Source organism: Paenibacillus sp. RU5M (assembly GCF_900221055.1).
Classification (GTDB): domain Bacteria; phylum Bacillota; class Bacilli; order Paenibacillales; family Paenibacillaceae; genus Paenibacillus; species Paenibacillus marchantiae.
In genome coordinates this window covers 910,062-924,161 of sequence record NZ_OBQM01000001.1, presented here as the reverse complement: position 1 = coordinate 924,161, position 14,100 = coordinate 910,062, and the positions used below count along the sequence as shown (strand labels likewise).

The window sequence follows — 14,100 nt, the reverse complement described above, 5'->3', positions numbered from 1 at the left end:
TCACTGAATCCTCATGATCATATATTTGGTATAAGCATCCTTGACTTCCTTTACTTTGGAGCGGCCTATAGGCAATTCCGTACCATTTAACATGATGACTTGAGTACCCGCAAACTTCTGAACATGCATCAGGTTGATAATAATCGATCGATGAATTTGCAAGAAACCATGATCTTTCAAAGCGGTAGCGTAACCGGATAAGATGCCTTTGCTCTCATGCGAATTTTCCTGAGTCACCAATTTTAATTTGTTCTTGATCGTCAAACTCTTCATGACCTCAATCCAGAGAATATCATCGTATTTCAATAGAAGCTCTTCATAGTCTGATTTAATCAGTACATACTTTTTGTCCAGCGCTATAAAATATTGGCACAGCTTAATCATTTTCTCCTCGAAGATATCCGGCAGGATTGGTTTGATCAGATATTGAAAAGTAACCACATCAAAACTCTCCACCATATACTCGGGGTAGCTGGTCAGAAACATGATTTGCACATCCAGATACTTCATATTCCTGATTTCTTTGGCTGTCTGGATTCCGTTCATTCCGCTCATCTCCACATCCATAATGAGGATATGAAACGTGTCTCCAACGTTTTTATAATGTGAGACGAGCTGCTCACCGGATGCAAATAATGTAATTTGAAAATCAATATTCGTTTTTAGAGATAAGGAGATAAGCATCGTTTTTACAAGTTCTCTTTGGTTCTCCTCGTCATCACAGATTGCAACATTGAACATGTTTGAACATCCGCCTTTCATCGACATCGATGCTGAATTTCACTCTCAAATATACTATTTTATCACAGGTTTAAGAGCGAGATTCGGATGAAACGCATGATTCAGACCCTAAAGCGCAACAAAGCCGATCAATTTTCTCATTGATCGGCTTTTCTTGATATCTATTCCTACTTCATTCAGGCTCAATACTCATATACAGCGTTGTGTAAAATCATAACACTACTTTAAAACTACTGTTCTATTTACGCTTACCAACCGCGGTTGGACATGCGCTCTTCTGGAGCCAATTTAGAAATTTCAATGCCTTTCATAGGGGCACCCAAGTTTTTGGATACTTCAGCAATCAGTTTGTAATCCGTGTAATGTGTTGTAGCTTCAACGATTGCACGAGCGAATTTCTCAGGGTTATCTGATTTGAAAATACCTGATCCTACAAACACACCGTCTGCTCCCAGATGCATCATTAGTGCTGCGTCTGCCGGAGTGGCTACACCGCCTGCTGCAAAGTTAACGACTGGAAGTTTTCCATTTTCATGAACATCGCGCAGTAATTCATAAGCTACGCCCAGATTCTTGGCTTCAGCGTACAACTCATCCTTAGACATGTTTTTCACTTTGCGGATCTGGCTGTTAATCAGACGCATATGACGAACTGCCTCAACAATGTTGCCCGTTCCAGGCTCACCTTTTGTACGAATCATCGAAGCACCTTCGCCAATACGACGCAGAGCTTCTCCCAAATCTTTGGCTCCACATACAAAAGGTACAGTGAATTCATGTTTATCGATATGGAATACTTCGTCTGCAGGCGTAAGAACTTCACTTTCATCGAGATAGTCCACACCTAGGGATTCAAGTACTTTGGCTTCTATGTAATGACCGATACGAGCCTTGGCCATAACCGGAATAGACACAACCTTCATAACCTCTTCCACGATGGTTGGGTCTGCCATGCGAGCTACACCACCGGCTGCGCGAATATCGGAGGGTACCCGTTCAAGAGCCATAACAGCTGTTGCCCCTGCTGCTTCAGCAATTTTAGCTTGTTCTGCATTCATAACGTCCATGATGACGCCGCCCTTTTGCATCTCAGCCATTCCTCTTTTTACACGATCTGTACCTGTTTGCATAATTGTAGTCCTCCTAATTAAATTTATTGTTTCACTTCAACCTATGATTTAGTATAGAATGAGAATGGACAACTAAAAAGATCCAATAATTTCGGTTTTTATTGTACCACTTCTAAATTAACCTCTGGAGGGCATATGCAATTTCATGTAGCTTACAGTTCATATTTGAACCGAAAATATACCAAGATGAAGGCTCTCTATCATGCAATTCGTGATGCTATTCATGAAGGTAATCTGGTGCATGGCGAGAAGTTACCATCTACGAGAGAGTTAGCTGCGACGTATCACATTTCCCGAGGCACAGTGAATCAGGTATACGATACGTTGACTGCTCAAGGTTACATTCATTCAGAGCATGGAAGAGGAACCTTTGTTGCTTATCAGTTGGATTTAAGTAATGATGCGTCCACCGTGAAAGCTTGCGCTCATCACTTATCAGCCTGGGGGAATCGTATTCAGCAGTTTGAACAGCATACAACTCAAAGGAATTCACAAACCAATGCACAAACAAGTAATTCCAGAATAGAAAGCGACGAAGTTATTGATTTTAGCAAATACCAGCCTGATTTCTCCAAATTCCCTTACGATGAATGGAACAATCGATTGTATGCTGAGATACGAAATCGAGAGCATCACATAGAAACAACCTCTGCTCTTGTTAGTTCAACAGGAGAGCCGAAATTGCGAGAAGCCATTGCTGCCTACCTTCGGCGGATGCGGGGGATTCAAGTCGATGCGGATCATATTGCAGTGACTGCAGGCTCTATGCAAGCTATAGCTCTACTCACTCAATTACTTGCAGATCCCGGGGATCATGTAGTGACGGAGAGTCCTTGTTATATCGGGATTTCTCAAGCCATTTTGGCTGCAGGTGCAACGTTGATTGAAGCCAATCTCGATGGTCAAGGCGTTGTTCCCCAAAACTGGGAAGCACGTATGTTGTTTGTCACGCCGTCCCGACAATTCCCTACTGGCGAAATGCTCAGCCTTGAACGCAGACAAACATTGCTGGACTGGGCACATCGTCATGATGCCATGATTGTCGAGGATGATTATGATAGTGAATTCCGATATCGCGGAATGCATGTTGAACCGCTGAAAACATTGGATAAAGCGGGGCGCGTAATCTACCTGGGTAGCTTCACGAAAACCTTGCCTTTGGAAGTACGGCTTGGTTATGTGGTTCTCCCCCCTACTTTGGCAGACACCTTTAGAAAGGCACAGGCATTATACGAGCCAAGACCCGTCAATCTGATCGAGCAGCGGGCGTTAGCCGCATTTATGACAAGCGGCCAATATGAGCGTCATCTGCGCAGGATGAATCGTTTATACAGTCGCAAATTTCATCTGTTACTCAAACTTTTGAACCAGCAACTCTCAACATGGTTTGATTGGGTGGAAAATGAAGCCGGTCTGCATGTGTTTGGCTGGTGGCGAGGTGATGCGTCCACTTATGAAGTCTTTCGTTCGTCGGCTAGATCAGAAGGGGTTGTATACGCAGAAGTCAGCAGTTCAACGTCTGACGGTACGAAGTATGGTATCTATTTATCATTTGCACATTTGTCAGATGTTCAATTACAGAAAGGCGTATCCAAATTAAAAAATGCCGTCACAGCTCCATTGTGAGGTACTCTCTCTCGTCTCTATCTCGAATTTCAAAACGGAACAACAAAAATCCCCTCTTTTGTACAGGAAGATTCCACAATCATGGAATCTCTATTGACCTGTTCACCCTGAGGGGATTTATTGGCTAATGCGAGGGCTATGGTTGATGCATCGCACTTTTTATTTAATTATTTATTGAACGTAACCTTCTCCGAACCACCTTCAAGAATGATTGACGTGTCTCTCGGTTTTGTTTCCGCGATTTTGCGGCCACTTCTATACGAGTACAGTACACCAGCCTGTTTGCGAACAGCCTCATATTCGTTCTCTGCTTCAAGAACGATGAAGTTGGCAGGTTTTCCTACTTCAATGCCGTATACATCCTCGATATGCAACGTTCTTGCGCTGTTTTTCGTAATGAGATCGACCGAATTTACGATTTGATCATAACCCAGCAACTGCGAAGCATGAATACCCATATGCAGTACTTGGAGCATGTTGCCCGTCCCTAGCGGATACCATGGATCGAAAATGTCATCATGACCGAAGCACACGTTAAGACCAGCTTCCTGCAGTTCTTTGACGCGAGTCAGACCTCTTCTTTTTGGATACGTGTCGAAGCGCCCTTGCAGGTGAATGTTGACCAACGGATTGGAGACGAAATTGAGGTCAGCCATCTTCAGCAATCTGAACAATTTGTACGTATATGCGTCATTATAAGACCCCATCGCCGTCGTGTGGCTTGCTGTTGTACGAGAGCCCAGTCCGCGTTCGTAGGCTTCCTTGGCAACGACTTCCACGAAGCGGGATTGCTCGTCATCGATCTCGTCGCAATGGATGTCGATCAAACGGTCGTATTTTTCAGCAAGGTCAAAAGCAACCTTCATCGAATCGACGCCGTATTCTCTCGTGAATTCGAAGTGCGGAATGCCGCCGACCACGTCAACGCCCATTTTCAGTGACTCTTCCAGCAGTTCTGCACCGTTTGGATAGGAATGAATACCTTCCTGTGGGAAAGCCACAAGCTGAATGTCGATGTATGGTGCCATCTCTTCTTTTACTTCAAGCATCGCTTTGACTGCAGTCAAGGTTGGGTCTGTAACGTCCACATGTGTCCGCACATGTTGGATTCCTTGCGCCATTTGCCATTTCAGTGCTGTTTTGGAGCGAGTTTTAACATCTTCATGTGTCAAGAATGCTTTACGTTCCGACCAACGCTGGATGCCTTCAAACAGCGTCCCACTCAAATTCCACTCCGGCTCGCCAGCCGTTAACGTTGTATCCAGATGGATGTGAGGCTCAATGAACGGTGGCAATACAAGTGAACCGTTGACGTCAAGTACTTCCTCATTTGCAGTGGCTTGTAGCTCCTGCGTAATTTGTTCGAACTTCCCGTCTTTTACAACGATATTCCATAGACCTTCTTTACCCCGCAATTTTGCGTTCTGTATAATCATTCATTTTCCCCTTTTCTTTAATGGATTCTTTGTTAGGAACGATCAGCATCAATACGATGTAGGCCACTGCCGTACCGATCAGTGCATTCAGTGGTGTTACGCCTGGAGCCAACTGAGCAAACGCAACGCCGATGGCCCAAGCCACCATTGCTACCCAGTTTACAGTTTTGAAACTCATCTCAGCAAACGGTTTATAGTTTCTGCGCTTCACGAAGAAGTAGTCTGCGATGATGATGGCCCCAATGGACGGTACTGCCGCGCCCAGCACATTCAGAAAGCTGACGAAATTGTTGTACATCCACATGGCAAATACTGTACCCACAATGCCGTTTACGATGACGAAGAACTTTTTCGAAATTTTAGTGATGTTGGCAAAACCCAATCCGGAGGCGTACAAGGCGTTATCGTTGGTTGTCCAGATATTGAGTCCAAGAACGATAATCGCAGGAATGAGCAGGCCTTGCAGGAACATGACCTCTGAGATATCAGCCAGGTTATATGCCATTGCACCAACTGCCCCGAACAGGAACATAAGCGAGTTCCCAAGGAAGAAGGCAATAACCGTTGCGGTAACCGCCTGCTTGGACGTCCGGGAAAACCGAGCAAAATCGGGCGTCAACGTTCCGCCACTAATGAATGAACCGATACAAATGGTCAATGCTGCTGCCGCGGTGAGTGTCTCTGTCGGCGTGTAATCGAGCAATCCTTGCAGACCTCCCAGCGAGCCTGCACCTTCGAACATGGAGTAACCGCCGAGAATGGCAATTGCCGGTACCGCGATATAACCCAAGATGACGAGCGATTTCATACCGAAGATGGCTGATGCCGTCATAGCAAGACCAAACAGGATAATCAGCAGGTACACGTTCCAATCCATTGCTTTGGCAACCGGAATCGCGAACATGGCCACGCCTACCCCGAACCATCCGACCTGTGTGAAGCCGAGCAGGAACGATGGCAGGTACGATCCTTTCGCACCAAACGCATATTTAGCAAGTAAATGTGTGGAAAGGCCTGTCTTGGCAGCGATATGCGCCAGTGCTCCTGTATAGATACCGAGCACCAGATTGCCCGCAAGTACGATGCCAATGAATTCCATGAACGTCAAACTGACTCCAAGCGTACCCCCTGCCAACATACTCGCCGAGAAGAAGGTGAAACCCAACATTACGGATAACGTCTTCCAAAAATGATTTCTCTGCGTTTTTGGCACCTCTTGCCATGAAAACTCTTGATCTTGTTTGCTCATCAGAATACCTCCAGCTTAAAGTGTATCTGATACCAAAAAAAAGCAGAAAAAAGAGGCTACTCGTCAAGTTACACACTGACAAGTAGCCTCTTTTTACATCATAATCCGCGCGAAGACGCAGAGCATCCCTGAGGAGATATGCCCTGATTCACGCGTGATTATAAAATCCGCTGCCCTTGCCAGCCTCTCTGGACTGAATTAAAGGTACCAGTATTCAATTACATTTATTATTTTAGAAAACGCCGCAGATGTCAATGTCATTATTATCCAAATGTTATGAATCCCTTCTACAGTAAGCTTTTTTATACTTCTTTATCTTTTAAATGAACTAGGATTTATTAATAAAATCAAAGACCACGTAGTTTCCTTCAGAAGGGTTAACGTGGTCTTTTATCATTATCTATACCTTAGCTATACTGCAGTCTGTCCTTGTACCAGACGTCGGGAATCATATCACGTTCCAGTTCCAACAATTCATGAATGATCTTGTCCGCGTCACTGATGGAACTCACGAGTGGATCAGTGAGCATCGCCCTTCTCAGCTTCTCGTAGCTCTGCTCCAGAACAGCTTCGACCGTCAGCTCATGTGTATCCAGTACAAGTTCTTGCATTCCTCTTACTCCACGCGGCATCTCGCCTACATGAACTGGCTTAACTCCGTCCATTCCCACATCGCACAGCACTTCCAGGAACGAATCGGCATTCATATTGGTTACCGCGCCTTGATTAAGCGTATTGATGAAAAACTTCTTCCCCAAATTCCCTACCATGTTCTCAATGATATCAGTCGCATGGTCTGGCCCAAAGGTGCTCATGTAATCGGCAATCGGGATGTTCCCCGCAAGAAAGTCATCCACCTGACGCCACATTTCGTCGTGACGCTGATACCTGTCCTCTGTCTCCCAGATGGATAATGGCGGAATTGCGTCTGTAGTCTTACCCAGACCTTGCCAATACCGAACGTATTCCTTCGTATGAGCCGTGCAAGTGGGGATGATTCCAAAAATATCATACAGTTCGTAGGTAATCGCATCGTTAAAAATAGCTTTTGCTCCGCGATCACCGCCGTTGTTCTCATCACCTGCCATTTTGCGCATGGCTTCCGCGATTAGGGGCATCACATTTTCCCCTTCGAATTCCGCTTTAAGCAGCCAAGTGAAATGATTGACGCCAGCGATGCGGAAATCGAATTTCTGGTCGATCTCATTGGTGAACTCGTCTGTCTTTTCGATGATTCCAGCTCTTACAGCGTAATAGGCTTTCTTATGCGGCATATGATGACTATCGCACAGGGCAAACGATTTTAACTTCGGCGCATAGCGATGTAATGCGATGCCATGAACGGTAGACGGGTTAATATAATTAATTACCCAGGCATCAGGACATAGCTCTTCAATGTCTCTGGCGCATTCCATAATAACCGGAAGCTCTCTCATTGCCCTAAAAATTCCGCCGGGGCCAATCGTATCGCCGGAACACATACGAATGCCATACTTTAGAGAGACTTGGCAGTCAATTCCCCGATATTTGACTGATTGCTCTGCAAAGCTAAGCACAACGAAGTCAGCTCCCGGAAGCACTTGTCTTCTGTCCACCGAGCCCTCAATCTTTAAGGATACATTGTTTTCCCGGGCGACCCTCTCTGCAAGTGTTACCATTTTCGAGAGCCGCTCCTCGTCCGTATCCACTAAAGCTAAAGTTCCCTGGTTCAAGTATGGTGAGTGAACCATCTGCCAGATGGACTGACGACCGAAAAACAGGCTGCCCGCCCCAATAACAACTACCTTTGGATGCTGTGTGTTTGTAGCATTCATCAATAACCCTCCTCGTAACGATATAAGTTCATTATAGGTGAGTGGGCTGGAATCGGAATGTGTGATAGTTTTCAAAACATGTCATATGGTACGATAGATAACAAGAGATAAAGCCTTGGTTATATTAGTGATAAATCGAAGGATGTCATAAAGTGGAGAGAGATGAGTTGAATTAGATGCATGCAGGGACTGTAAATATGAGTATAATCGATGAACTTTCGGAGTACATCACACTTCGCATGAGCTCTTATTTGGAACAAACTCACGATAGCAATTGGATGGAGCACAAGTCTCATTCCGATTATGATCTGTGGTTCATTACAGCAGGCTCCGTCCAGATCACCATCGATGGAATCGCGCATACAGCGGACCAGGGTGACGTGGTGTTTTTTTATCCGGATATGCCCTATATTGCTTCTACGACTGGAGAGCTGTGCCGATTCATATACATGCACTTTGATTTCAGCATTGCCGAGCAAAAGCGAATTCTAGGCGAGTTTCAACTGCCGGGCATCGTACCTGGCAACCTGGTTCGGGAGGAATCAACACTGTTCACCTCGTCCTATCGAAGGTTCAAGCAGGACAGCGGCGCTTCCGGAAGTCCACTCTATTTGAAGGCTTCCCTGCTTCTCGTCATTGCAAAAATTTTGGAGCTTCACGGGCAAGGTCTGTATAACGGTGAATTTCTAAAAGACCAAAAACCGAGGAAAACGGAAGGAAGTCTGGAGGTTCTACAGAACGTCTTCCCCTACGTGGATGCGAATCTGCACCGTGTCATCCGAGTTAGCGAGCTTGCGGCCATTGCCGGTGTCTCTGAGAAATATTTCATTTCTTTGTTCAAGAAAATTCTGGGCATTACGCCGGGACAGTACATCAATCAAATCAAGATGAACCGGGCACGTGACTATCTGTATGAGAAAAAATATACGGTCCAGCAAATTGCCGGATTTCTGGGCTATCCCGATCCCTTCACCTTTTCCAAAGCATTTAAAAAATTTTACAACGTGCCTCCTTCCAAATTTGAATAGAGTGCCATAGCTAAACGAAGAGGCAACCGGTCTATGCCGGCTGCCTCTTCGTTTAGTCACTGGTTATTCATGCTTCAGGTGTATGTCACTTCAGCGGTCCTCATAACGTAAAGGGTGCTTCACTCGAATACATGTCATGGAAAAATCCCCTGTACGGTATATCCTCTTCCAGACATTTAATGAGATACAACACTTCTTCGTTATCCTCCGGTTCTTCGCCCGTATGCTGCATTTCCTCCAATTGACCTAGGATATTCTCCAAAAGGGTAACTTGAATAAATAAAGGCAGCTTCTCCGACATCGAATCTTCGATCTTGGTTTCGGAAGTATAACCAGCGAGGGCGGTTTCAAAATAATCATGCATGAACGCTTTGCGTTTACCAGCGTCAGGTTCGAATTGTATCCAGCCCACACCGTGTGTCCATAGATCTGCTAGATCATACATATACCAACCGAAGCATGAATTATCGAAATCATACACCGTGATCTGACCGGTATCAAAATCGATCGAGTAATTCCCATCGTTATAATCGAAATGGATCATTCCGAATGTTTCCTGGTTTGTATCCAAACCTTTTAAAGTATTCAGCAGTTCGAACATCTTCTCCTTAAGCAGCGAGAATGATTCAGGTATCAAGTTGTTGATATATTCACCTTTGTAATTATCAAAAAAATGATGCCGGCGATGGACGGGTACATAGCTTTTGGATAGCTGATGCATTTTGCCCAGAACTTTGCCGCTATTATAATAGTATTCGGTAAGTGGAACACCTTCTCGGTACTGATAATTATTTTCTACCAGCAACTTTCCCTTGGCCTTGTTAAACAGGCTGACAAAAAACGTATGATGATCATAAGTGATCTCTTCTAACAGACTGCCCTTCTTGGAACTCACTACATTCGAAACGCTGGCTCCATGATCAAACAGATACTGGACATATTCCAGCTCGGCAATGTAATCTTCCCGCTTTCTGTCAGGCAAAAAAGACACTCGGAGAATTAGCGATTCATACCCCTCTTGCTCACAGGTATAAACGACATTTCGCCCACCCTCATGAGGTGGAATAAGCTGGATGTTGTAACCCTCCAGATCGAACAACTCCGATACCAATGCCAGTACATGCGTATTGCTGATGTTAACAGCTTCGTTAAAGTTAATAATAATCTCCTCCAGTAAACATTGATGGGACGGTTTCCCGCACTGCAATGTCCACAAAAGGAATCCCCATGCCGCAAATATCCTTCTGTGAACCTAAAGCACAATCACCTTGTTAGTCATTGAAATTCGCTCCTTTTTGTTCAGATGTATATATCTTAACCTAAAATTCCAGATTCTTCTATTGTTTTTGTTAATACTGCCGCCACGTAATAATATCGAATCAAAATATCTGGGTCGTTGTCATTGGGCCATGAGTAAAAAAAGATTTGGTGAAAAGTAAAAAAAGTGCACAACCCACTTTTATCATTTCTCCGCTTTAACCCAAAAGTAAAAAAACATGTGGATTCTCGTCAATAACCTTTATATCCCGTTCTCCCTTTCTCGTTTAGACTATTTTCAAGAAAACGTATTCAAATATGACGCTTAAGGGGGAAAGGAAATGAACAAGAAAACCAAGACTTTAATGTTGTCTTTATGCCTGTCGACCTTATTGGTCGCCGCCTGTACAAATGGAAGCAGCACCGAGAAAAGTACATCCAATACCGATTCGGATGCCAACGAGGGCGGAATAACAACCATCCACACCGTAACGTCAGAATATACTTCTGCCAAATATCCAAAGGGCGATGATATCACAAATAATGTGTGGATTAAGCGATACAAAGAGCAGTTTAATATCGATGTCAAAACAGACTGGGTCAGCGATGAGTATGATACCAAATTGAATTTGGCTATAGCATCGAATGATCTCCCCGACGTGTTTAGGGTTAATCCATCACAATTAAGGCAGCTAGTCGAAGCAGATATGGTAATGGACCTTACCGATGTCTTTGAACAACACGCTTCAGAACGTCTCAAAGGCTATATGGAAACGGATGCGGATAGCTATGAGTCTGGTAAAAAGGACGGCAAACTGTACGGGATACCGCAGATGCACTGGGGATTAATTGAACAACCCGATTTCATCTGGATTCGGAACGATTGGAAAGAAGAACTGGGTCTCCAAGATCCGAAATCGGTGGAAGACATCAAGAACATTGCACTGAAATTTATGGAAAAGCACGGCGGATATGGCATAGCAGTAGATCAATCACTCGATTACCTCAACCTGCTCGCCATTGCATGGAATGCGCATCCAGATATGTGGATGGAGGATAACAGTGGGAAATTAGTGTATGGCTCAGTCCAGCCTGAGATGAAGAATGCACTGGCTGAGTGGTCGGAATGGTACAAGCAAGGTATCATTGATCCGGAATTTGCAATCAAAGACTTTAATGCGATGAACGCGGATATCGTAGCCGGCAAAGTGGGCGTACAGCCTTATTACCAGTGGTGGGGTTATAATCCTGGCGTTGATACAGTAGCCAATCTGGGTAAAGACGCGATCTTTTATCCGTATATCATCCCTACCATTGATGGTAAGGAAGCGAAACAATCCATCTTCTTCGCCAACAACAATTATATTGTCATGAAAAAGGGATTTAAGAGCCCTCAAGAAGTGATTAAGATTTTGAATGACTATGCTTATATCGTTGATGAAGGCAATGGTAAGGAATCCAAAGAAACACTATCCGCTTTGCTCGACAATGATATTGCCCATGTGGTCGGGGCGTTCCGTGTACTTAATCCGAATTCAGATTACGAGCAGTTCGAGGCTGTATCAGCAGCCCTTCAATCCGAGGATACCAGTGGGCTCACAACTTCGGGAATGTGGCAGAAATATAACAACAGCGTTGAGTTTATGAAGAATGCAACACCGGGAGCAGTTGGTGATTATCTGCAACAGGGTGCTCCAAAGAATGCGTATGGTCTGGCTAAGAAAGTACTCGATAGCGAGAACTACACAAAGACGGCGCTATGGGGTGTTTCACCGGAGGTGCTATCAAGTTACGGTACAACGCTGGATGATATTCTGACAGAAGGCTTCACCAAGATCATCATGGGTAGTGAACGTATCGATTATTTCGATGTTGTCGTCCAGAATTGGCGAGCGGCCGGAGGCGATGAAGCAACCCAGGCAGTTAATGATGCCTACGGAAAATAATAATGCGGTTGCCAAGAACGGAGGAATATGAATGCTGAGAAAATGGAAGCAGCAGAGTCCCTACCATCTCATGTTGATCCCAAGCCTAGTCTTGGTCTTCATCTTTAGCTACATCCCTTTTTATGGGCTTATTATTGCATTTCAAAAATACAATCCGGGTCTCGGCTTTAACTCTCCATGGGTTGGATGGGACAATTTTTCCCATGTATTTAGTCAGCCAAACTTCGTAAGAACCATCTGGAATACACTGTATATGTCCGTCTTTAAGATTATCGGGGGCATTATCGTGCCTGTTATTTTCGCATTACTGCTTAACGAAGTGCTGAACAGTGGTGTCAAACGTACATTTCAAACCCTGGTTTATATTCCGAACTTTCTGTCTTGGGTCATTATGGCTGGCATCATGCTGGATATACTTAGCTCCGATGGCATCATCAACACATTTCTAGGCGTATTCGGGATTGCACCTATCTCTTTTCTGGGCACACCGTCCATATTCCCATGGACGATGATCGTGAGTGATATCTGGAAAGGCTTCGGATTCGGCACGGTTGTATATCTAGCAGCCCTGACCAGTATTGACCCTGGTCTATATGAGGCTGCGGTAATTGATGGAGCCAAACGATGGAAGCAGACCATCTACATCACTTTGCCCCTCCTCATGCCAACGATTGTCTTAATGACTGTGTTGTCACTTGGTAACGTCCTCAATGCCGGATTCGATCAAATCTATAACCTGTATTCCCCTGTCGTGTATCAGACGGGAGATATTATTGATACCTATGTATACCGTCTGGGAATTCAGCAGGCACAGTATTCGATTGGTACGGCTGTCGGATTATTTAAATCCATCATTTCCAGTGTTCTCGTTGCCGTATCGTATTTCCTGGCTTACAGGGTAGCCGGCTATCGTATCTTCTAAGGAGGAACGTTCATTATGATCTATGATAAAAGTATGAGCAGGCGTTTGTTCCATATCCTAAACTACATGATATTGCTTCTAATCTCCCTACTCTGCATTCTCCCATTTATCAACCTGTTGGCTGTATCATTCAGTAGCAGTTCCGCTGTATCCGCGGGCAGTGTTACGTTCTGGCCAGTTGAATTCACAACTAAGGCTTATGAATTTGCATTATCTGGAGGGTCATTTTTCTCCTCTCTCTGGGTGGCGATCCAACGAACCGTTCTCGGTACGTTTGTAAATCTGGTTCTGATCGTGCTCACCGCCTATCCACTATCCAAATCCAAACAAAAATTGATGGGCCGTAATATCTATATGGGATTTTTCATTGTGACCATGTTATTTAGCGGAGGATTAATTCCTACCTATCTGGTGGTCGTCAAAATGGGCTTGATTGATTCGATTTGGTCTCTGATCCTGCCCGGAGCTCTGCCCGTATTTAGTATGATTATTCTTATGAATTTCATTAGAGGTTTGCCGGAGGAGATAGAAGAATCAGCGATCATCGACGGTGCAGGGCCTGTGCAGGTATTGCTTCGTATTCTACTGCCGCTCCTCAAGCCCGCTCTCGCTACGGTCGGTTTGTTCAGTATCGTCGGCCATTGGAATTCATGGTTCGATGGCATTATCTATATGAACAATCCAGCCAATTATCCATTACAAAGCTACCTACAGACCCTGCTGCAGAGCTTTGAGCAAATCATGCTGAAATCCGGCTCCGATTACACTCAACTGTTATCGATGATGAACGCCAGAACTGGACGCGCTGCTCAAATGTTCTTGGGTGCCATTCCGATTTTGCTCGTTTATCCGTTCTTGCAGAAATACTTTACCAAGGGTTTGGTACTCGGTAGTGTCAAAGGATAACCAAAAGAGCTTGCAGTTAATCCTGCAAGCTCTTTGCGTGTGTTT

11 protein-coding genes are annotated in these 14,100 nt (G+C 44.7%); 5 read left to right on the top strand and 6 right to left on the bottom strand.

The features are described 5' to 3' along the window. Both CRO25_RS04310 and pdxS read right to left on the bottom strand, forming a co-directional pair. Positions 1-741 (bottom strand): LytTR family DNA-binding domain-containing protein, encoded by a 741-nt coding sequence (locus CRO25_RS04310; protein WP_079693810.1) that lies wholly within the window; start codon positions 739-741, stop codon positions 1-3. Between the two features lie 248 nt (positions 742-989). Further along, positions 990-1,874: a pyridoxal 5'-phosphate synthase lyase subunit PdxS gene (pdxS, locus tag CRO25_RS04305; RefSeq protein WP_211754044.1), complete on the bottom strand. Its 885-nt coding sequence runs from the start codon at positions 1,872-1,874 to the stop codon at positions 990-992. Positions 1,875-2,006: 132 nt separating this feature from the next. On the opposite strand from pdxS, the gene CRO25_RS04300 reads away from it, so the two are divergent. After that, positions 2,007-3,497: a PLP-dependent aminotransferase family protein gene (locus CRO25_RS04300; protein ID WP_079693811.1), complete on the top strand. Its 1,491-nt coding sequence runs from the start codon at positions 2,007-2,009 to the stop codon at positions 3,495-3,497. A gap of 167 nt (positions 3,498-3,664) precedes the next feature. On the opposite strand, the gene CRO25_RS04295 is transcribed toward CRO25_RS04300, so the two are convergent. The 3 genes from CRO25_RS04295 to CRO25_RS04285 form a co-directional block, all read right to left on the bottom strand. Next, on the bottom strand, positions 3,665-4,933 hold the full coding sequence (locus CRO25_RS04295; RefSeq protein ID WP_079693812.1) for a cytosine deaminase: 1,269 nt from the start codon (positions 4,931-4,933) through the stop codon (positions 3,665-3,667). Next, positions 4,902-6,182, bottom strand: coding sequence for a cytosine permease (codB, locus tag CRO25_RS04290; protein WP_079693813.1), 1,281 nt, complete (start codon positions 6,180-6,182; stop codon positions 4,902-4,904). Before codB ends, CRO25_RS04295 begins: the two co-directional genes overlap by 32 nt. A 407-nt stretch (positions 6,183-6,589) precedes the next feature. Beyond that, positions 6,590-7,996, bottom strand: coding sequence for a glycoside hydrolase family 4 (locus CRO25_RS04285; protein WP_079693814.1), 1,407 nt, complete (start codon positions 7,994-7,996; stop codon positions 6,590-6,592). Positions 7,997-8,172: 176 nt separating this feature from the next. Between CRO25_RS04285 and CRO25_RS04280 the strand changes: the two genes are divergently transcribed. Next, the gene (locus CRO25_RS04280) at positions 8,173-9,024 is read left to right on the top strand and encodes an AraC family transcriptional regulator (RefSeq protein ID WP_079693815.1); all 852 of its coding nucleotides are present in this window, start codon (positions 8,173-8,175) and stop codon (positions 9,022-9,024) included. A 100-nt stretch (positions 9,025-9,124) separates the two neighbouring features. On the opposite strand, the gene CRO25_RS04275 is transcribed toward CRO25_RS04280, so the two are convergent. Further along, positions 9,125-10,231, bottom strand: a complete 1,107-nt coding sequence (locus tag CRO25_RS04275; protein WP_256863548.1) for a phosphotransferase enzyme family protein — start codon at positions 10,229-10,231, stop codon at positions 9,125-9,127. 391 nt (positions 10,232-10,622) lie between these two features. Here CRO25_RS04275 and CRO25_RS04270 point away from each other — a divergent pair, with 391 nt between their 5' ends. From CRO25_RS04270 to CRO25_RS04260, 3 genes are read left to right on the top strand one after another with little or no spacing between them, the layout of a single operon-like run. After that, positions 10,623-12,227 (top strand): extracellular solute-binding protein, encoded by a 1,605-nt coding sequence (locus CRO25_RS04270; RefSeq protein WP_063562659.1) that lies wholly within the window; start codon positions 10,623-10,625, stop codon positions 12,225-12,227. Positions 12,228-12,258: 31 nt separating this feature from the next. Further along, positions 12,259-13,149 carry a sugar ABC transporter permease gene (locus CRO25_RS04265; RefSeq protein WP_063562660.1) on the top strand — a complete coding sequence of 297 codons (891 nt, stop codon included), beginning with the start codon at positions 12,259-12,261 and terminating at the stop codon, positions 13,147-13,149. Between the two features lie 15 nt (positions 13,150-13,164). After that, complete coding sequence (locus CRO25_RS04260; RefSeq protein ID WP_063562661.1) at positions 13,165-14,055, top strand: carbohydrate ABC transporter permease; 891 nt, start codon at positions 13,165-13,167, stop codon at positions 14,053-14,055. Positions 14,056-14,100 lie beyond the last annotated feature (45 nt).

Bases quoted from the DNA above. Each gene is read 5' to 3' on its own strand.
- CRO25_RS04310 (WP_079693810.1), bottom strand. From the start codon at position 741: ATGTTCAATGTTGCAATCTGTGATGACGAGGAGAACCAAAGAGAACTT.
- CRO25_RS04300 (WP_079693811.1), top strand. From the start codon at position 2,007: ATGCAATTTCATGTAGCTTACAGTTCATATTTGAACCGAAAATATACC.
- CRO25_RS04295 (WP_079693812.1), bottom strand. From the start codon at position 4,933: ATGATTATACAGAACGCAAAATTGCGGGGTAAAGAAGGTCTATGGAAT.
- codB (WP_079693813.1), bottom strand. From the start codon at position 6,182: ATGAGCAAACAAGATCAAGAGTTTTCATGGCAAGAGGTGCCAAAAACG.
- CRO25_RS04285 (WP_079693814.1), bottom strand. From the start codon at position 7,996: ATGAATGCTACAAACACACAGCATCCAAAGGTAGTTGTTATTGGGGCG.
- CRO25_RS04280 (WP_079693815.1), top strand. From the start codon at position 8,173: ATGCATGCAGGGACTGTAAATATGAGTATAATCGATGAACTTTCGGAG.
- CRO25_RS04270 (WP_063562659.1), top strand. From the start codon at position 10,623: ATGAACAAGAAAACCAAGACTTTAATGTTGTCTTTATGCCTGTCGACC.
- CRO25_RS04265 (WP_063562660.1), top strand. From the start codon at position 12,259: ATGCTGAGAAAATGGAAGCAGCAGAGTCCCTACCATCTCATGTTGATC.
- CRO25_RS04260 (WP_063562661.1), top strand. From the start codon at position 13,165: ATGATCTATGATAAAAGTATGAGCAGGCGTTTGTTCCATATCCTAAAC.